The sequence below is a fragment of the Sulfuricella sp. T08 genome (genome assembly GCF_000971475.1).
Taxonomy (GTDB): domain Bacteria; phylum Pseudomonadota; class Gammaproteobacteria; order Burkholderiales; family Sulfuricellaceae; genus Sulfuricella.
Genome location: NZ_DF967531.1, coordinates 26957 through 46512, shown reverse-complemented (window position 1 = coordinate 46512; position 19556 = coordinate 26957). Strand labels below are relative to the sequence as shown.

Sequence of the window (19556 nt, the reverse complement as noted above, 5' to 3'; positions counted from 1 at the left end):
AGAGGAAAAGCGAAAGCTTCCCCTCTCTCCTAGCTCTCTCCCAGAGGGAGAGAGGGACGAGGTCTCGCTTCGCGAGTTTTACTTTATCGGTTGGGGTTTTCATAACGGCCTTTGACGTGCGAAAACAGTTTCATCACGTGGGTTTTGTTGTTCAATTCTAAACCAACGGCGTCGACATTGGTATGTGCATCCCGAATGTTAACAGGCTTATCGGTCAGCGCCAGATCCTTGTCCGGAATAACATGCAGGTAGCTGGTCGTGAGCGTCAAGGTGCTTTTGCCGTCGAAAGCTTCGCGCGTGACCACAACATTGCCGGTGAAATAAGCGTGTTCCCCTTCCTTCGACAGCAGGCCTTTGGCCGACTGGACGTGTATCGGGGCCATTCCGCTCTCGAAGCGGGTGAAATGCGGCATGTCGAGATGGGTGCTGTCGTCATCCGGGTAATGCACCATCTTGGTGGCGGTCAGGGTATGGTGGGGTAGTCCGTTCATGCCCATGCGCGTGGCAGTGAAATTTTCCACGGTATAGTCAGGGTCATGCCGGCTGCTGCCATCATTGTTCGGCTGCGGCGGCTGCACGGTGCGGTCGAGCCAGAACGATAGCATCGCCAGCAGCACCAGCAGACCGGCCGGGAACCAGAATGTGAGGCGGTCGCGCATCAGCCCGGTTGGAAAAAGCGAGTCAGAAAGATCATTTCAGATAAGGTGCCAACTGCATCTCGAAAGTTCCCTGCGCCTGCATGATCAGTTCGCACAGCTCGCGTACGGCACCACCGCCACCGGGCAGTTGAGTGATGTAATGGGAATGCTGCTTGACCAGCGCCGGGGCGGCGGGAACGCAAACAGCCAGGCCGCAGCGGCGCATCACCGGCAGATCCACCACATCGTCTCCCATGTAAGCGCATGCATCCGGGTCGAGGCCGGATTTCTCCAGCAGTTCGAGAAAGGCGGACAACTTGTCCTCTGCACCTTGGTAGAGATGGGTCACGCCCAGGTTGATGGCGCGCAGCGCTACCAGCTGCGAGGTTCGACCGGTGATAATCGCCAGCTCGACACCGGAGCGTTTCAGCATTTTCATGCCGTGGCCGTCGAGAGAATTGAAAGCCTTGTATTCCTGGCCATCATCGGCCAGATAGAGGCTGCCGTCAGTCATCACGCCATCCACGTCGAAGATGGCGAGTTTGATTTTTTTTGCGTGTTCGAAAGCATCCATATTTAAACCACCCCTGCTCGCAGCAGGTCATGCATATTCAGCGCGCCGACCAGTCGGTCATCCGCGTCCACCACCAGCAGCCCGTTGACCTTGTGCTGATCCATCATCTGCACTGCCTCCGCCGCCAGCTTGTCCGGGCCGATCGTGCGCGGGTTACGGGTCATTACCTCGGCAACCCTGGCGGCACGGATGTCGAACGTCTTGTCGAGAGCGCGGCGCAGATCGCCGTCGGTGAACAGTCCGAGCAGGCGGTCTGAGTCGCCCACCACTGCGGTCATGCCCAGGCCCTTGCGCGACATTTCCAGCAGCGCCTCGGTGAGCAGCGCTGTTTCCGGTACCTTGGGCAGGGTATCGCCGCTGTGCATCAGGTCGCCGACATGCACCAGCAGGCGCCGACCGAGCGCACCGCCGGGGTGGGAGCGGGCGAAATCCTCCGCGCCAAAGCCACGCACGTCGAGCAGCGCGATTGCCAGTGCATCCCCCAGAGCAAGCGCCGCGGTGGTGCTGGCAGTCGGCGCCAGCCCCAAGGGGCAAGCTTCCTGCGCCACGCTGACATCGAGGTGTACGTCAGCTTCCCTCGCCATCGAGGAAGCAGGATTGCCGGTCATGGCGATGAGCTTTGCTCCCCTGCGCTTGACGATCGGCAAAATGGTGAGCAGTTCCGGGCTCTCACCGGAATTGGACAGGGCGATCAGCACGTCATCCGCCGTAATCATGCCGAGGTCGCCGTGGCTGGCCTCGCCAGGGTGGACGAAGAAGGCCGGCGTGCCGGTGCTGGCCATGGTCGAGGCGATCTTGCGCGCGATGTGGCCGGATTTGCCCATGCCGCTAACCACAACTCTTCCCCGGCAGTGTAGAATCAGTTGTAGTGCGCTGGTGAATTTGTCGTCGAGTCGGCCTATCAACGCCTCTACTGCCTTGGCTTCGATAGAGAGTACCTGGCGCGCCAGGTCGAGAGCGTTGCGGTTGGATGTCGGTTCGGTTGCGTTCATCCGCGCAAGTATACTAAACCATACAGGCTATTGCCTATCGCCCATTGCCTGATTCTTTATGCACAATACCCTGCAACTCGTCCTGATCCTGCTTGCCGCCGCCGTGCTGGTGGTGGCCTTGTTTCGCTCGCTGCGCCTGCCGCCCTTGCTCGCTTACCTGCTGGTAGGCATGGTGATTGGCCCCCATGCCTTGGGATGGTTGCCGGTAAGCAGTGAAACCAGCTACCTGGCCGAATTCGGGGTGGTATTCCTGATGTTCAGCATCGGCCTCGAATTCAGTCTGCCGCAATTGAAGGCCATGCAGGGGATCGTGTTCGGCCTGGGCGGTGCGCAGGTGCTGCTGACCTTGGCGCTGATACTGGCGGCATGCATGTTCATGGGCTTGAGTTGGCAGGCAGGCGTGGCGTTGGGCGGTATTCTGGCGATGTCCTCAACCGCCATCGTCAGCAAGCTGCTGGCCGAGAAGGTGGAACTGCATTCCCGTCACGGCCGCGAAATCGTCGGTGTGCTGTTGTTCCAGGACTTGGCGGTGGTGCCGCTGCTGGTGCTGATTCCCGCCCTGGCCGCCGGCGATAAGAACCTGGGCTGGACGATGGCGGAAGCCTTCATCAAGGCGGCGGTGCTGCTGGCGGTGTTGCTGGTTTTCGGTCAGCGCCTCCTGCGCCCGTGGTTTCATCTCGTTGCCGGGCACAAAACCTCCGAGCTGTTCATGCTCAACGTGTTACTAGTGACCCTCGGCCTCGCCTATCTGACCGAGTTTGCCGGGCTGTCGATGGCACTGGGAGCCTTTCTTGCCGGGATCCTGATTTCAGAGACCGAATATCGCTACCAGGTGGAGGCCGATATTCAGCCTTTCCGCGACGTACTGCTAGGCCTGTTTTTTGTCACCATCGGCATGCAGCTTGACCTCTCCGCGGTGGCGGACAATTTCGTTTGGGTGATGGCGCTGCTGTTCCTGCTGGTGGTTGGCAAGGCACTGATGATCGGCATCCTGAGTCGCTTTTCTGGCAGCGAGCTTTCGGTTTCCATTCGCACCGGACTGGCGCTGGCCCAGGGAGGGGAATTCGGCTTTGTTCTGTTGACCCTGGCCGGAGGCGTGCATCTGATTGACGGGTCCGTCATGCAGGTATGCCTCTCGGCCATGCTGCTGTCGATGTTGGCGGCGCCATTCATCATTCAATATAGCGAAGCCATCGTGCAGAAGGTGTGCGGCGGTGAATGGGTAAACCGCGCCCGCGAATTGCATGAAGTCGCAGTGCGAAGTGCGTCCAGCGAACAGCATGTCATCGTCTGCGGTTATGGGCGCAGCGGGCAGAATCTGGCGCGCTTTCTGGAGCAGGAAAACATTTCATTCATTGCCCTGGATCAGGATGCACAGCGCGTCAAGGCGGCGGCGGTGGCAGGCGAAAGCGTCGTCTACGGCGATGCGAGCCGGCGCGAAGTGCTGATGGCGGCCGGGTTGAATCGCGCCAAGGCGCTGGTGGTGACCTATGCCGACGTGAAATCATCGCTGCGGGTGCTGCAGCATGCCCATGAGATGCGCCCCGACCTGCCGGTGATCGTGCGCACCCTGGACGATACGGACCTGGAAAAGCTGCGGGACGCCGGTGCCACGGAAGTCGTGCCGGAAGTGCTGGAAGGCAGCCTGATGCTGGCTTCCCACACCCTGATGCTGCTCGGCGTGCCGCTGTCGCGCGTAGTCAGGCGCGTGCGCCAGGTTCGGGAGGCACGCTACAGCCTGCTGCGCGGCTTCTTTCACGGCGCCACCGACCAGGATGACGAATTGAGCGAAAAGGTGCAGCCGCGCCTGCATACCGTTGCCCTCCACGAAGGGGGCGCGGCGGTAGGGAAAACGCTCGCCGATCTGGACTTGGACAGCCTGCTGGTGCAGGTAACGGCGGTACGGCGGCGCAATATACGCGCCCTGGAGCCACAGCCGGAAACCATGCTGCAGGCGGGTGACGTGGTGGTACTGCTGGGCGCGCCGGAGAATCTTGCTGCTGCGGAAGTCAAATTGCTGCAGGGGTAACCCGCGTAAGGCGTAGAGCGGAAACAAAACGGGCATCCGAAGATGCCCGTCGTTAACAGGTTGGTCGGGCTGTTGCGCAGCCCGGAAAGGTTACATGCTCATGCAGACCGTGTGCAGCAACCCGGCGGAGGCGACCGGGTAAGGCGTGGCCGCTGCCCCAGGCGCCGCGGCCGTGGCAGCGTTGACGGCGCCTGCGGCACCGGCGTTGGCGCGGAATGTGCCCGTGCCTGGCATGCCGTCATCGAGTTGCGCATCGACTGACGATGCATTTTTGGTGGGCACGCTGCCGGCGCATACTTTGGGGCCTGCCAAGCCATAGGCCACGGTTGTTCCCTGAACGCCAAGCAATCCGCCCAAGGAGTGGTTGCCCGGGTTCGCGCCAGCGTTGGTTACCGTATCACCGGTGATAAAGCCGGCGAGGCGAGTGTGTTGCCAGAAGCAGCCGGTTTCGTTGGCGACCGAGCAGCCTGCCTGGGTCGCATAGGTTCCGGCGATGGCGCCGTTGCCGTTGCCGTTGAGTGCGCCAGTGAAGCGAGTGCTTGCCAGCAAATCGTCGCCGGGGATAGCCTTGTAGCGGTCTTGGTAGGAGTAGAATGCCGCCGCGGCGCCCTTCATATCGTTGATAAGGCTCTTGGTCTTGGCGTTTTCGATTATTTCTTGTCCCTTCAGCACCCCGCCCAGCAGCAGGCCGATGATGACCAGTACGATGGCGATTTCCACCAGGGTAAAACCGGATTGATTGCGTTTGATGTGTTGCATGGTGCCTCCTTAAATTAAAATCTTCATTGCTGTGTAACCGAATCTAACATGAAAATAAGTTTTGACAATATGTCTATTTTTTATACATACGACCTTTCATCCGCTTCCCCTGCACTCCCCTGCGGGTCGCACAGGACAAGAGCGCCTAGAAAGTCGGAGTACCCTTGTGCTGCATGTGCCCTTCGTTGATGATTTTCCCGGGCAGGGCGATCCGGAATTGCAGCGCCCCGTTATCTTTCCGCTGCACGCCCAGCTTTCCCCCACGCATTTCAAGCAGCTGCTTGGCCTGATACAGCCCGATGCCCAGCCCGTCCGGGCTGCTGCTCCAGAAAGGTTCGAACAGGCGCTCCAGCGGGATGTCGGACGGCGTTTGCTGCGACTCAAAGGTTATATCGACACTATTTCCGTTTTCTGAAATCCCGACATGGACTAATGGCCGCAAGCCATACTCGGGTTGCGAGAAATCGCCATAGTTCTTCAGGATGTTGTCCAGCACGCTGTCGAGGGTATGTTCCGGCGCAAGCATGTCGACAGTGCCCTGGATGTCGCAATCCAGACGGTGCAGGTCACAAAGGTGTTCGATTTCATCCTGCAAGCGGTAAGGGCGCAAGGGGTTGTTCTGGGGTTGCCCGCCCTTGAGGGTGCGCACAATGCGGTCAGCTCGCTCGCGGATCAGCGGGGTGGCGGTTCGCAGGTAATTCAGTACTTGCTGTTCGCTGCCTTCCGGTGCGCCTTGCAGGTGGTCGGCAGTAAACTGGATGAACTGGGCGATGTTTTTCATGTCGTGCTGCAGGAACAGGTTGAGCTTGGCCATTTGCGCCAGGCTGGCATCGGTGGCGCCGGCCTTGATTAACATGTCGGTGCGTAACAGCAGCAGAAAAGTTTCTATCAGACTTTCGTTGAAATAATGCCGCTCGCCCTGGCGTTTTTTCTGGAAGAGCGTGACCGCAACGGCCATTTCCCGAACCCGGATTTCCCGGAAGACTTCCTCCCCTTTAAGTTGCCCTGCCTGCCCCTCGACCGGGATGCCGAACCAGTCTAGCCTCCAGGATATGCCCTGCAATCCGGCCCGGGAAAGGGGTTCCCAGGCGGCGCGCAGGAAGGCAGGGGTGTCAAACTGGTGCTGCTCGTTAAGCCGGATCAGGGCAAGATTGAGCTTGCTGACGCGGCGAGCCTGGCGCCAGAGGTAGAACATCACCGCGCCGATGGTGCTGCCGATCAGGATCAGGTAGGGGTAGATCTGCTCAATCATCCCGCTGGATACCGAATTTTTTCATAAAGTAGTAGATGTTCTCGCGCTTCACGCCCAGACGCTTGGCGCTCTGGTAGACATTGAAGCCGGTTTCCTTCAGCACCTGCCGCACCAGCCGTTCTTCCGCATCGCTACGCACACCTTTCATGCCTTCGCTGACCTGGACGTTGAGATTGATGCGCGTGATCCCTTCACGGTTCAGTTCCAGCTCTTTTTGCTGGAACAGCTGGGCACGCCTGACTGCGCCAAGTATGGTTTCCGCCGAGGCCGGCTTGGCTAGAAAGTCGAATGCGCCTTCCCGGATTGCTTCGAGCGCAGCAGCTTCCTGATCCTGGCCGGTGAGCACGACGACCTTCACCGGCAGGATTTCGGCCTGGATTTGCTTCAGGGTCTGGATGCCTTCCGTAATCTGGTGGGTGAACGGCGGCAGGCCCAAGTCGAGAATGACCACCTCAACTGCGGGATCGGCGCGCAACTGGCCAAGCGCTTCACTGCGCTGCCCGGCCTCGGCCACGCTGTAGCCATTCAACTCGAGAATGCCGCGCAGCATGGTACGCAGGGCAAGGTCATCTTCCACCAGCAGGATTTTGTTCTGATTTGCCATTATCTTGGTTTTGCCTTCGCTTCCATTTCCTTGAGTCGTTCCTCGAGGAAGTGGATTTCGTGCGCATCGCTGATCTGGCCGCTTTGCAGCAGGCCGCCGATCAGCACCTTGGCGCTTTCCAGTTCGTCCATGTCTTCCAGGATGAACACTTCCATCTGCTTCGCCCAACTGGGCACTTCGCTGCCGGTGGCGTTGAGGCGGATGGCCTGGGCGTATTTGCGTGCCAGTGGCAGATCCTTGAGGTGGTGCTTGGCAGTTACGGCGGCATGCGCCAACCAGGGCCAGCGGCGGTTGGGGTCGTCGAAAAACCGCTGGTAGACGAATTCCAGCATCTGCCGCTGCCGGGTTTCATCTGCTACTTCGCCATACAGGCGGCTGGCCGCGAGCAGCGGGTATTGGCCCGGCGGATCGAGCTGCAGAACCCGGTCCAGCCAGCTTTGCACCCGGCCATAGTCCAGTTTGCGGAACGGGATGCTGATGCCGGGCTGGTTGTTGAAGGCCTGAAGGTAGAGCATCAGCGCCTTGGCGAGCGCGATCGGCTCGCCGAAGCTGGCGATTCGCAAGGCGGACAGGGAGGGCGGCTGCGGCAGGTCTTCTGCCTTGGCAAGGCGCTGCAGCTGGCTGGCATGCCAGGTGATTTGTAGAATCAGTCCCAATGCCAATATCATCAGGGCGGACCTGGGCACGGCGTCGATCGGGCGTTCGCGCATGCTAAAAATTCTTGCGGTACAGGTCAAACAGCGCTGCGCCTGTCAGCAGTGCCAGGTAAACGGCGGTTTGCGCCAGCAGCGGTAGCAGATCGGCCAAATTGCCCGTGTGGTAAACCAGCCATTCAGTGCGGGTGAACGCATCCAGGTGCGGCAGCAGCATGGCGATGACGTTGATGACGAAATTGATTACCTGCTGCGACAAGGTGTGCTCGCTCAGGGGGCCTTGTCCGATCAGCTGGAGGGCGGCGATGGAGCGTGCCAGCAAGTAGAACGCCATGCTGGCGCTGAGCGCAGCCATGATCTGGTTGAAGGTGAGGACGCACAGCAGGCTGAATGCGGCGACAATCCACAATTCGCAGATCAGGGACAGGGTCCACAACGCGGTTTGCGCTAGGGGTGTGAAAAAAACCGTGAGCAGGCCAAAGAGTAGAGCGGGCATCAATGCAAGGGTAGCGAACCCAGCCAGCTTGCCGAGCAGGTAACCGGCGCGCGGCAGCGGCAGCGCCAGAAGCAGCTCCAGCCCCTTGTCGTTGAATTCGCGGACCATGCTGGTCACCACGAAAGTGGCGAGCAGGAACACCGCCGAAAAGCGCAGAAAAGCGGCTAGCAGGGCCACCTGGATCTGGCCGCTCTCGGTGATGGCGATCTCGTGCAGGAATCCGCTGATGGCGATGCTGGTTATGGCGACCAGCCCCACTAGCCACATCAGGCGGTTGCGCAGGGCTTCGAGCAGGGTGTAGAAGGCGATAGTGCGGGCTTGTCTGAGCATGCTTAACTATTTAAAAGGGAGCCCAGCCACAAGGCGGCGCCAGCTACGACCAGACCCAGCCCCTTGAATGCACGTTCTTCTGCAACGTCCGGGCCGGCATCGGGCGGCACGGAGAGAAATCCATAGCCTATCAGGATGAGCGCAATACCGGTGAAAAAAACAATACGCCGGACAGACAGTTTGTACCGTTCGGGGGCTTGTTTTTCGGTCATGGTTTAGGGGAGCTTCTGGGCGGAAATCATGCGGTTATCCAGCAAGCCGGTGGACAGCCAGGTAACGATATCGTCAAATTCTCCGGCGGGGGAGCCACTTGCTGATGGGGCGCGGCTGACGAAGCTAATGTTTAAGTCAGTATTCGCAAGCTCGTCAGCGCTCGTTGGCGCGGGGTTGGTGCTGCCTGCGGTGTTGATGGCGCCGTAACCGTTTTTCCCATAGGAAAGGATGACCACAGGCACAAGAGTTGCGATCGTTGTGGTGCAGGCGGAGGTTTGGCAGACGTTTAGTGTGCCGGTTGAGGCAAGGGAAAATGTCGCCGCCGGGGAACGGCTGGAAAAGGCCGGTGTGACGCTATAGTGAATCCGGCTTCCCCATGCGTCCACATCGGATACACCTAGGGTGGCCCAAGGGATGTTGCCTTCAGAAGTAACACAAATTCCGGTTGCAGGTGTGAAATCTTCCACTCCGTCATTCGCCGTTCCCGGCCCGGCGGCAGTGGTTTTGTCAGGGCAAGGAAGATGCGGCGGAGTTTGGTTTGAGGCGTAGCCGATCAAGGCTTCCTTGATTTCATCCAGCGCTTTTTGCGTGGTGCTGATTCTTTGTTGTTCCACTTGGGCGGAAAGCGGCATCAGCAGGCCGCCGAGCAATAGGCCGACGATGACCAGCACGATAGCCATCTCGACCAGAGTGAAGCCGTTGGGTACTTTCATCGATATATCCTTGTTCACAAGGGTCATGCTGGCTAGGGGTAAGGACAAGAAGTGACCATGCCATTGATAGTGCAGACGATTGCTGAAATTCCCCCTACTGTAACTTGTGCTTGGGAATTGACATAGCTGTTTACAGTCAGGCAGCCTGCACCCCCTGCACCACATAGCTGTGGGTAAAGAGTGCCCGACATGAAATTGGGCGCCACGGCGTAACTGGTCAGGGAAAACCAGTTGTTATTCGTTAGCCAGGTTAATGTGGAACTACCAAAAGACAAAACTGAAAATGGAATCAATCCGGAAGTCAGGCATGTCGGAGTAGTTACCTGCGACCCTGCGCTGCCCGCGTTGGCAGCGCAGGGGTAATAGTGGTTGGTAGGTGTGTTGTAGAACATCCGTAACCCACTGGTCGGTGGTTGGCTCAATCCCCGTATTTCTGCTACGACCCGGTTGTTGACTGATGGAAAGAATTGGCTGGCGGTAATGTAAATCAGCTTGTCGTTGAATGTGCTGGAGGCATCGGCGGCAATGAACGAGGTCCCGGTTCCCCCTCCGGTTGCATTGCTGATGCCTGCTGCCGTATCCAGATAGTTGGCGGCGGTATTATTTCCACCACAAATTGTGGCGCCGACAGCCGCCCTGTTCTGGCCGGGGAGTGACGTTCCGGTAGAAAAAATCACGGCAATGACAGGATTAGGAGGAGTAGGCAGCGGGATGCCTGAGGTGTCGGAAACGGTGAGCTGCCCGGCAGTGGTGTTGTTCAGCGAATTTGATGCAGGACTACGACTCGCTGCCGGTAGGACATTGCGAAACACCGGCGAAAGGGCATACCACAGGCATTCGCCACTGCCGTCACGCAGGTCCGGTAATTTCAATTGCTTCCAGGGTAGCCTGCCGATGTAGGCGGTGCAGTTTGTGCCCGTGTTGTCACCAGAACCATCATTGTTGGTGTCAGGGCAAGGTAGGCTGCCCGGAAGGGTGGCGCTGGTCGCTGCGAAACTGATGAGAGCCTCCTTTGCCTGGGCCAGCGCGGCTGAGGTAACCTTGTCCCGCCCGATTTGGCTGCTCGCCTTGTTGAGCGCACTGACCAACAGGAATGCCGCACCGATACCGATAATAGTCAGGATGATCAGGATGGCTGAGCCGCGCTGGCGTTTATGTCGGGTTGGGTAAGCGGGAAGGAGGCGTTTCGGCATGGCGGTTTTTCTACGCTTATCGGTCGGGTTCGGCGGATGGGGAGACTGCTTCTTCGTAGCCCTCGCGCACCTTGCCTTTGGTGATGTCCAGCGTTTGACCGGCCTTTAAGTTGACCTTTTTTCCGGACGGCAGCAGCAGGGGAGTAACAGATGTTTTGGGCGACGTCTTCAATACGGTCACTCCTTGCGGATTCTCGTTTTCGTTTTGCGGTAACTGGTTGATCCAGGCGGTGGTTTTCCCGCTGCTACGCCGGACGATTCCATTCAGGGTGATTTGTTCAGTCGCGCTGAAGGTGCTCCCGCCCCTTTTTTGCCGTAGCTGGTCCAGCATGGCTCGCTCGTCGGGGCTGAAAAACAATCGGCCGATCTTGTATGATTCTGCAGGGGCTTCGGCCGTGAGCGGGCCAGGATTCCCTCGCGAAAGCTCATTGCCGGCGCAGACGCCATGTCCAGGCAGGAAAGCGATCATTAGCAGTAACATCAGGCGTGCCATGTTTGTCCGCCTTTATTGAGGGGTGGGTTCCGGGTTGTCAGCCCGTTCGCCAAGGGTTAGCCAATAAATGACGCACTCTGCGGCTAGCGGCAAATGCGCGCTTTCAGGGTCCAGGCCGGCCCGTTTAATCGTGCATTCCTGGACAGTATAAAACCCTTTGTGCTTCAAATCATCCAGGAAGTTGAGCAGATCCCCTTCGTGCATGAGGTCCATCTGAAGCTTCATTTTGCTGCCGCGCAGATCCAGATCGCCGAGTGTAACCTCCGGATCGACCTGAAAAACCTGCTGGGCAGAAATTTCGTAGGTGATCGGAAATAGTTTGCGGTTTTCCCTGATGTGCTTGATATGTTCGATCCAGTCCAGACGCCTTTCTTCTCCGACGAAACCTCGTTCGCGTAAAGTTATGAATTTGGGCTGATAATCCTGAATTTCCTGCTTGTCGATTTCTGCTTGGCGGTATTTGTTGTTGGCCTCGTTGCGCTGTGCTTGGGCCTGATTCTTGCCGTTTTGCTGCTCGGTCAGGACGGCTCTTCCGGCGCTGACCAGTGCGGCGCTTAACAACAGGCTTGCGATGAGGACGATGAGTGCTTTTCGGATGAGCGGAAAATCGTTCTTCATGAAAGAACGTTCGGCGGGTACGTTTTTATCCTTGGCCGGATCCTGTTTGAGATTGGATTTGTTTTGGGCCATGTTCAGCTTTCCGGCCGCAATGTCAGTTTCAATATGAATCGGGCTTTTGTGCCTGATTCTTCGGCCCCGGTATTCCCCGACAAAATGACGGATGGTTTGATGTCAAGTGGCTGGCGTGTGATTTCCACTTGTAGTTGTTTGTTCTTGCCGAGCTCGGCGGCAAGCAGGCGCACGCTTTCCAGCGCGGTGCGGTAGTCGTTTCCGAATGGCGTCACTTCACCTTCTAACAGGAGTACCTGGTTAGGTTTTTTGGGGATACCGATCACCGCGGCATCAGGTGCTGGTCCTTGAGCACTTGGGGCAGGCGGGGGCTGCTGAGAGTCGGCAGAATTGACTGCGGTTTCGGCCTTTGCGCTGACCGCCCAATTCAACTGGTCGATCCGGATTTGCGGTAGGGTGTCGAGCGCGCGGCTGACGATGCCGAGTAGTTGCGCGGGGGACGGCGCGTTGCGGAAAATCATCTGCTCAATGTTGACGGCAGCCTTCATGTTTTGCGGGCTAGCCGTGGTGGGTGGCAGGCTACGGATTGCGGCCCGGTATTGTGATTGGGCTACATTGGTTTCCATGGCCATTTGTTGACTTTGCTGATAATGATTCAGGGAATCCAGGCTGTTCGCTCCCGCCGATAACAGCGCACCCATAACGGTGCCGGCACTCAGGATGTAGAGGACGAGCCGTGCTTGCCACAGGCTGTAACAGCGGGTTTGTTCTGCCTGCGCATAATGGCTGGATGGGACGGCATGGCCGAGCAGTGACAAAAAAAGCGGGTCGGATCGCGAAACGGAGCCGGGGTTTTTTAGTCCGAGCTGGGTGGCGACATCGGTCAGGTCGAGGAAGCGGTGAGCCATGGCCGGCGTGTCCGAGCATGCCGCCTGGAGTCGCGCCAAGCTTTCCCCATGCGCCAGGATCACGGTGTCCAGAATTACGCCACGCTGCAGCAGGCGGGCGCTTGCCAGAAATTGCTGAGTATTGGCCGTTTCACGCGCGGTTGTGTCGGCAACGGTATCCGGATGGTGGTCGGCCAAGGGCGTCAGGCGGCTGAACTTGAGCGCGGATCCCTGAAAAAAACTTTGACGCAAACCACTGGACTGGTGTGTGACCAACAGCAGATTGTCGCTGGCAAGGCCAAGTTTCTTGATCAGGGTGGCGCTCAACAGCGCAGGGGAATAAATGCCGGTAAGCGGCACTTTCTGCTCAAGGATCGCACCCAGCCAGGGTTTCAGAAGTCCTACGTTGGTCAGGGCGCTGAACAACATCCGGTCGTCCTTGCGCCCATGTTCTTCCCGGCCCTGCTGGATGGCTTGCCGGTAGGGAGTGTCGCGGTAAAGCTGGCCGAGACGGCGCTGGACAAGTGCTCGCCGGGATCTGCCCAGTACATGAGGCAAGCTGTCGAGTTGAAAATCTTCCTCAATCAGGTCGGCCAAAAGGTACGTCGGGGTGTCTTGCGATCCGGCAAGATGGCGGGAAAAGGCGTCCCAGCCGGTCTCGTCGTTAGGGAAGCTGCGGCCGACTGAATGGCTACCCCTCACCCACTGGTAGGCGGTGATCTGGTCATTGGTCAGATACAGCAGCTGTCTGCGGAATAGGCTCATTCTCGAAATCTCATCAGGTCTTGATTTTGCTGATGGTATCGTAAATCGGGCCGAGCACGGACAGCATGATCCAGCCGAGAATGGCGCCGAGAATGACGGTCATGATGGGCTCGATCATGGTTTGCACTTTCTCGATCGATTCCTTGACTTCGCGGTTGTAGAAATAGCTGACATTGCGTAGCGCCTTGTCCAGGGAGCCGGTGCTTTCGCCGACCTTGAGCATGCGCACGACCAGAGGTGGGAAAATGCCGACAGTCTGAAAGCTGGTGGTGACGCTCTGCCCCTCGGAAATGAGCAGCCCGGCCCGGTGCAGGCCAGCTTCGATGACCTTGTTGGCGACGATCTGCTCTGACAGCCGGATACATTCGAGAATGGTGACGCCCGATGCGTACATCAGCGCGAAAAACGTGGCGAAGCGGGCAAGAATGATTTTATGCAGGATAGGCCCTATCATCCACACACGTAGCGTGTAATCATCGGCCTTGTAGCGTGCGCGCGGATTGGTTCTGATCATGAATGTGGCGCCTGCCCATGTCAGCAATGGAATGGCGAGGATCACGTACCAGTAATTGACGAAGATGCCGGAGACGAAAATCAGCGCCTTGGTATGAAATGGCAGTTCCTGCCCCATGTTCTTGATGAAACTGGTGAGCTGCGGAACCAGGTAGATCATCAGGAAGAAGGTGACGCCGAGCACGATGGTGCCGACGAAAGCCGGGTACATCAGCAGTTTTTTGGTCTGCGAGGCAAGCTCGTCCTGCCATTTCAGGGTCTCGGTCAGGTTGAGGAATACTTCGGCGATTTTGCCGCTGTGTTCGCCTGCCGCAATCAGGCTGATGAAAGTTGAGTCGAAGGTGTCGGGATGCTTTGCCATCGCCTGTGAAAGTTGCAGCCCGCCTTCGATGCTTTCGATCAGGTCGGCGACGATTTCGCGGAAGCGCGGGTGGTCGAGGCTGTCGCGCAGGTCGGCCAAGGTTTCCAGCATCGGGACACCGGCGCCGCTCAACTGTTCCATGTAGAAGCAGAAATTGATCAGGTCCGCGCGCTTTATCGGGCGCTTGCGAAAAGCTAGTGCTTTTTGCTCCATTGCCTTGCAATCGATCAGATCCAGTTCCATGCGCTTCAGGCGCAGTTCCAGATCTGAGAGGTTGGATGCGTCCATGTTGCCGCGGAGGAGTTTGCCTTCGGCATCCATGGCCTGATAAACAAATTGGGTCATCGTGTGATCTTATTGGTTGGATCGACTGCGAGTGAAACTTCTGACTTTGTCGGTCAGATCCACTACGCGTGCAACTTCCTCGAGCGAGGTGGATCCATCCAGTACGCGGCGGATGCCGTCTTCTGCCAAGGTAATGAAGCCTTTGGACAAGGCCATGGTTCTGATTTCGATAGTAGGCGCACGCTTTGCAATTAACTCATCCAGATCCGAGTCCAGTTTGAGCAGCTCCATGATCGCAATGCGTCCTTTGTAGCCCTGGTAGTTACACTGCTCACACCCGGTCGCCTGGTAAATGGTGATGTTCAGTTTATTGGCTTCGAGCCCGAGTAGACGGCCTTCCATTATTTCTGGCTGGTACGGCTGCTTGCAATGGGGACAGAGTTTGCGCATCAGGCGCTGGGCAACAATGCCGATAATATTGCCAGCAATAATGTCGGGCAGCACACCGATATCCAGCAGCCGCGGAATCGCCCCGATTGCCGAGTTGGTGTGCAGGGTGGAATATACCTGGTGGCCCGTCATAGCGGCGCGGAAAGCCATTTCCGCCGTATCCGCGTCGCGGATCTCGCCGATCAGGATGACATCCGGATCCTGCCGCATCATCGACCGGATGCCGTTGGCGAAGTCCATTTTTGCCGCTTCGTTGACCGAGGTCTGGCGGATCATGTTCATCGGATATTCAACGGGATCTTCCAGCGTCATGATGTTGACGCTTTCGGTGTTGATGTGATTCAGGATGGAATACAGGGTGGTGGTTTTCCCGCTGCCAGTCGGCCCGGTTACCAGGATGATGCCATCCGGTCGGGCCAGCATGAGCTTGAGCAGCGTCAGCTCATTTTCCTCCAGACCGAGTTTGTCCAGGGCCACGATACCTTTTTGCCGGTCGAGGATACGCAGCACGATGTTTTCGCCATGCGCAGTGGGCTGGGCTGAGACGCGGAAGTCGATCGCGCGTCCTGAAAAAGTGATGGAAATTCGTCCGTCCTGAGGCGCGCGTGTTTCGGCGATATTCATGCTGCTCATTACCTTGAGGCGCACTGCCATGGCGGCCCAGTAAGTTTTGTGCAGGCTGCGGATCTGGCGCAGCACGCCGTCGATACGGTAACGGATACGCAGAAAAAACTGCTCCGGCTCGAAGTGGATGTCAGAGGCGCCATGCTGTACCGCATCGGCGAGCAGGGCATCGATCAGACGTACCAGCGGCTGGCTGTATTCGTCGGAAACGGTTTGCAGGCTCTGGTAATCGATTTCCCCGGTTTCAATTTCGTGCAGGATGCCGTCAATCGACAGTTCGAAGCCGAAATACTGGTCGATCGCCCGCATGATTTCCGAATCGCCGGCTAGGATCGGGGTGACGATGACCTCTTTGCCGAGCATGGCGCGGATCTGGTCGAGTGCGACGATATTGTTGGTGTCGGACATCGCCAGCTTCAGCGTGAGACTTTGCTTGTCGAAGTCCAGCGGGAAGACGCGGTAACGCTTGGCGATATCCTTGGAAATGAGCTTGAGCGAGGAGTGGTCCACCACCATGTGAGACAAATCCGCGCTCTGCTGATTCAGGTTTTCGCTTAGCGCCTCGCGCACCGTGGCTTCGGTGACGAAGCCGAGATTGGTGAGCAGTTTTCCCAGCGGCAGGCTGGAATGCTTTTGTTCGAGCAGGGCAATGCGTAACTGGTCGTCGCTGATAACGCCCTTCAGAACCAGCAGTTTGCCTAAGGGAAGCTTCGGTTGTTCGGCCATGGCTAGTTGCCTGCCGGTTGCAGCAGTTCCTTGATGCGAATCTGAGCTGAGGATTTGTCGAAGTTTGCCGGGCCAGTCTGGGCCAGGGCGCGCTGGTAATAGTCGAGCGCCAGCTTGCCCTGGTTCAGATGATCGAGGCTGACGGCGAGGTTGAAGGCATAGTCGGCGTTGCCGGGTGCGCTGCTGTAGGCGCGGAAATAGGATTGTTGGGCCTCTGCCCAGCGCGATTGCTGGGTGTACAGATTCCCTAAGGCAAAGTGGGCCGCGTCAGCCTGCGGGTTTTGCATCAGAATCTTCTTTAAACGGCTTTCGCTTTGTGCCGGGTCGGATTGCCCTTGCAGACCGATTAACCCTGACAGTGCTTCAGGGTCTGCCGGGTCGAGCTCGATCAGTTTGCCATAATAGGCTGCTGCCTGGCCGGCCTGCTTCTGTTTCAATGCGATGGCCGCCATGCCCAGCAATCCATCGCGGTTATTCGGTTCCTGTTGCAGTACCTTACGGTACAGTTGCTGCGCCGTTCCGGTGTCGCCGGAGAGGAAGGATTGATAGGCCTTGCCGAGAGTCGGGTTGAGTTGGCTGGTGGCCGCGCTTTGTCGGATTCGGATGGCCGGATTTTCCTTGAAGGGCTCTGATCCACTATGAGATTCTGCCCGCGCTGGAACATATTCGGCGGGTGCCGCAGGAGGACTGGCCTGTGCCGACACGGGTGCTGACTTGTCGATGGAATTCTGTGCTGACGCGACAAGTGTGCTTGGTTGCTGCTGCGGCGCTCCTGCATCGACAGGGATGGTTGGCGCAGCGGTGTTGGTTGGTTGGGGTGTGCTGGCGGGGAGAAGCATGGTGCTGGTTGATGTGATTTGCCAGTAGTAAACCCCGAAGCCGACCAAGCCGAGTACGACTGCCGCAGCGATGCCGGCGAGCAGCAGGGTCCGGCTGCGGGCGGGTTGCTTGGCGGTGAAGACAGTTTTGGCCTTCTGCTGCTCCGCGGCTATCTTCCTGACGTCTTGTGACGGTGCATTGTTGGGAACCTCAACATGGCGTGCAGGCGGAATGCTGGCGCTGGGTTTGGAGCTTGCCGCCGCCAGTGGCTGGGCCTCTGGTTCGGCGACTGGTGCCGCCATGGACGTCAGGCTCACGGGAACTTCCCTGGGGGGCGACGGCTCGGTTAGGGTGAGTTCCAGGCATTGTGTAACCGGCTCGGCGTGGGCCGGAGTGGTGGAGCTACCTGCGGTTGGCAGGGGCACCAAATCCGGCATGATGGGAGGGGCGTCGTGAGCGGTGCTGATCGATGAAAAATCGCTGGTGCCGGTCGCGCCGACCTGCCCTGTAACCTCTTCCCGGGGAAGCAGGGAAAGCCCAGGGCTTGGTGCTGCGACCGAATCTGGGGTCTCCGCTGAACCATCGGGATGCTCTGCGTTTGGAAACGTTTGCCCCTGTTTGGCGCGCTCAGCCTTTTTCAGCGCTTCCATTAGCAGGCTCATGGCCGAGCGGCTTCCATTTTGGCTGATTCACTCAGGGGATTCTCTGCGTCACTTTGATCCTTGAGCGTGTCTTTATTGGGCAGGAAGTTGCGATAGGCCTTGAAATCACCGTCCAGGCTCGCCTCCTTGACAACGATCGGGCGCAGGAAGATCACCAGCTCGGATTTGGTGCTGGTTTCGTTACGGTAGGAAAAGGCGCCGCCGATCAAGGGTAGCTTGGATAAACCGGGAATGGCGTCCTTGAGGTTGTCGACGGAGTCCTGCATCAGTCCGCCCATGACCGCCACCTGGCCGCTGCTTACCTTGAGGATGGATTCCATTTCACGTGTCTGGATTTCAGGAATCGGGCTTATCACGCCGGCATCGGCGAGAGGCGGGCTGGGGTCGTTAACGTAGCCGGTGATCCGGGAAATGGTGGGCCTCACGTTGAGGGTCACCGTGTCTGTATCGTCGATCTGGGGGGTGACGCTCATCACGAACCCTACCGGCACGGTATTGACGGTGGTGGTGTAAACAATTAGCTGTGCGCTGGTCGCGGTGGCTGGGGTGATGGTCACACCGATGGTGAAGTAAACTTTGTTGTCCACTACCTTGAGCAGAGCCGTTTGATTGTTCAGTACGCTAATCTTCGGGCTGGACAGCACTTTGACATTGCCGAAAGATTCCAGAAGCTGGATGGTGGCGGCGATATTGCCGATTACCGAGTTCGGGTTGGCGTAGCCGAGCGTAAAAATTCCAGGAGTGACGCCGGGATTAACGCCCGACGGCAGGGTGCCGATCCGGCCTTGAGTGAGGTTGAAGCCGGTACTGTCATTGCGCAGGCTGGACCAGTTGATGCCTTGTTGATACTGGTCGGAAAGCCTGACCTCGACAACCGTTGCCTCGATCAGTACCTGGCGCCTGGCGCTGGCCATGATCTGGTCGATGAATTCCCGAATTTTTTCATGCTGGCGGCCAGTGGCGCGCACGCTGAGAAGGCCGTTTTCAGGGTTGGCGATGACTGAAGCGGCCTCGCGGAAGGTGGTGCGCCGGGTCACGGTGGTGTTGTCGGTAACCAGCATGGCTGGATTGGGGCTGCCGGCCAGATTGGTCGGCGTTGCACTGTTGCGGCTGCTAGCCTGCCGCGCCGTCGCGGCGGCGCCCGTGCCGGAGGTGCTCTGGTTGCCGGCCTGTTCCGTGGTGGTTTCGGAAGAGCCTTCGGGAAGGACTTTGTCTGTTTCCCGCAGGATGTCCTTGATGTTTTGTACCAGGGTGTCCCAGAAGCGGTTGTTGGATTTGTTGGTGACGGAGGTGGTGGAATTGTTGTTGCCCGTGCCGCCGCCTGCGGCGCCAGTCCCGGTGCCGGTGGTGGAGATCTGGGTGGCGATACTGACGTTGCTGGTGGCATCCCGCGACATGTTGAGGTAATCCACCTTGTAGTTGCGCAGGAAAGGGGTATCCGGCATCACTACCAGGTTCGGACCGTCCAGTTCGTAGCGCATATCCACCTGTTTGGCGATGCGGGTGAGCAACTGTGGCAGAGTCTGATTGAGCGCGTTGAGCGTGACACTGCCTTCGATTCCGGGGTGAACATCGACATTGACTCTGGCGTCGCGCGCCAGCGCGAACAGCAGTTCCTGCACCGGTACATTGTTTACGACGACACTGTAGGTTTCCGCCTTGAGGGTGGCTTTAGGCGGTGGCAGTGGCGCGGCCTGCTGCACCGGTTTCGGGATGTTGCCGGCGGCGCGCGGTTCATCTTTGATGTGGCCGGCTGACGGCGTGATCGGTTGCGTGCCGCAGGCGACAAGTAGCAGGCAACTGGTAAGAGCAAGCAAGGTGTTCTTCATGCGCGAAAGGTTACCACTAGGTATTTTAACAATCAATAGGTTATGAATGTTTTTTAATTCTAAATA

The 19556-nt window shown here is 58.2% G+C and carries 19 protein-coding genes; 1 reads left to right on the top strand and 18 read right to left on the bottom strand.

Annotated features, from left to right (window positions below):
• Positions 1–83: 83 nt before the first annotated feature.
• The 3 genes from lptC to SCT_RS06560 are packed head-to-tail and all read right to left on the bottom strand — an operon-like array spanning position 84 to position 2204.
• Positions 84–659, bottom strand: coding sequence for an LPS export ABC transporter periplasmic protein LptC (lptC, locus tag SCT_RS06570; RefSeq protein ID WP_059420666.1), 576 nt, complete (start codon positions 657–659; stop codon positions 84–86).
• Positions 660–690: 31 nt separating this feature from the next.
• The gene (gene kdsC / locus SCT_RS06565; protein WP_059420664.1) at positions 691–1212 is read right to left on the bottom strand and encodes a 3-deoxy-manno-octulosonate-8-phosphatase KdsC; all 522 of its coding nucleotides are present in this window, start codon (positions 1210–1212) and stop codon (positions 691–693) included.
• Positions 1213–1214: 2 nt separating this feature from the next.
• Positions 1215–2204, bottom strand: coding sequence for a KpsF/GutQ family sugar-phosphate isomerase (locus SCT_RS06560; RefSeq protein WP_059420662.1), 990 nt, complete (start codon positions 2202–2204; stop codon positions 1215–1217).
• A 58-nt stretch (positions 2205–2262) separates the two neighbouring features.
• On the opposite strand from SCT_RS06560, the gene SCT_RS06555 reads away from it, so the two are divergent.
• Positions 2263–4233 carry a monovalent cation:proton antiporter family protein gene (locus tag SCT_RS06555; protein WP_059420658.1) on the top strand — a complete coding sequence of 657 codons (1971 nt, stop codon included), beginning with the start codon at positions 2263–2265 and terminating at the stop codon, positions 4231–4233.
• Positions 4234–4323: 90 nt separating this feature from the next.
• Here SCT_RS06555 and SCT_RS06550 read toward each other — a convergent pair whose 3' ends face one another.
• The 15 genes from SCT_RS06550 to mshL all read right to left on the bottom strand — a co-directional run bounded on the left by SCT_RS06550 (position 4324) and on the right by mshL (position 19490).
• Positions 4324–4992, bottom strand: a complete 669-nt coding sequence (locus SCT_RS06550) for a prepilin-type N-terminal cleavage/methylation domain-containing protein (RefSeq protein ID WP_059420655.1) — start codon at positions 4990–4992, stop codon at positions 4324–4326.
• Positions 4993–5137: 145 nt separating this feature from the next.
• Positions 5138–6244 (bottom strand): HAMP domain-containing sensor histidine kinase, encoded by a 1107-nt coding sequence (locus SCT_RS06545; protein ID WP_059420652.1) that lies wholly within the window; start codon positions 6242–6244, stop codon positions 5138–5140.
• Positions 6237–6848, bottom strand: a complete 612-nt coding sequence (locus tag SCT_RS06540) for a response regulator (RefSeq protein WP_059420649.1) — start codon at positions 6846–6848, stop codon at positions 6237–6239. The genes SCT_RS06545 and SCT_RS06540 overlap by 8 nt, the downstream gene beginning before the upstream one ends.
• Complete coding sequence (locus tag SCT_RS06535; protein ID WP_059420647.1) at positions 6848–7558, bottom strand: hypothetical protein; 711 nt, start codon at positions 7556–7558, stop codon at positions 6848–6850. Before SCT_RS06535 ends, SCT_RS06540 begins: the two co-directional genes overlap by 1 nt.
• 1 nt (position 7559) lies before the next feature.
• Positions 7560–8327, bottom strand: a complete 768-nt coding sequence (locus SCT_RS06530) for a hypothetical protein (protein ID WP_059420645.1) — start codon at positions 8325–8327, stop codon at positions 7560–7562.
• A 2-nt stretch (positions 8328–8329) separates the two neighbouring features.
• Entirely contained in the window at positions 8330–8539 is a 210-nt protein-coding gene (locus tag SCT_RS06525) for a hypothetical protein (RefSeq protein ID WP_059420642.1), read from the bottom strand.
• A gap of 3 nt (positions 8540–8542) precedes the next feature.
• Positions 8543–9253 (bottom strand): prepilin-type N-terminal cleavage/methylation domain-containing protein, encoded by a 711-nt coding sequence (locus SCT_RS06520; protein ID WP_059420638.1) that lies wholly within the window; start codon positions 9251–9253, stop codon positions 8543–8545.
• Between the two features lie 32 nt (positions 9254–9285).
• Entirely contained in the window at positions 9286–10446 is a 1161-nt protein-coding gene (locus SCT_RS06515; protein ID WP_059420635.1) for a hypothetical protein, read from the bottom strand.
• A 16-nt stretch (positions 10447–10462) separates the two neighbouring features.
• The gene (locus SCT_RS06510) at positions 10463–10939 is read right to left on the bottom strand and encodes a hypothetical protein (protein ID WP_059420633.1); all 477 of its coding nucleotides are present in this window, start codon (positions 10937–10939) and stop codon (positions 10463–10465) included.
• A 12-nt stretch (positions 10940–10951) separates the two neighbouring features.
• Positions 10952–11629 carry a hypothetical protein gene (locus SCT_RS06505; protein WP_059420631.1) on the bottom strand — a complete coding sequence of 226 codons (678 nt, stop codon included), beginning with the start codon at positions 11627–11629 and terminating at the stop codon, positions 10952–10954.
• A 2-nt stretch (positions 11630–11631) separates the two neighbouring features.
• Positions 11632–13221 carry a hypothetical protein gene (locus SCT_RS06500; protein WP_059420629.1) on the bottom strand — a complete coding sequence of 530 codons (1590 nt, stop codon included), beginning with the start codon at positions 13219–13221 and terminating at the stop codon, positions 11632–11634.
• A 13-nt stretch (positions 13222–13234) separates the two neighbouring features.
• Positions 13235–14440: a type II secretion system F family protein gene (locus SCT_RS06495; RefSeq protein WP_059420627.1), complete on the bottom strand. Its 1206-nt coding sequence runs from the start codon at positions 14438–14440 to the stop codon at positions 13235–13237.
• Between the two features lie 9 nt (positions 14441–14449).
• Entirely contained in the window at positions 14450–16180 is a 1731-nt protein-coding gene (locus SCT_RS06490) for a GspE/PulE family protein (protein WP_059420626.1), read from the bottom strand.
• 2 nt (positions 16181–16182) lie between these two features.
• Positions 16183–17661: a tetratricopeptide repeat protein gene (locus SCT_RS06485; RefSeq protein ID WP_059420624.1), complete on the bottom strand. Its 1479-nt coding sequence runs from the start codon at positions 17659–17661 to the stop codon at positions 16183–16185.
• Complete coding sequence (gene mshL / locus SCT_RS06480) at positions 17658–19490, bottom strand: pilus (MSHA type) biogenesis protein MshL (RefSeq protein ID WP_059420622.1); 1833 nt, start codon at positions 19488–19490, stop codon at positions 17658–17660. The genes SCT_RS06485 and mshL overlap by 4 nt, the downstream gene beginning before the upstream one ends.
• Positions 19491–19556 lie beyond the last annotated feature (66 nt).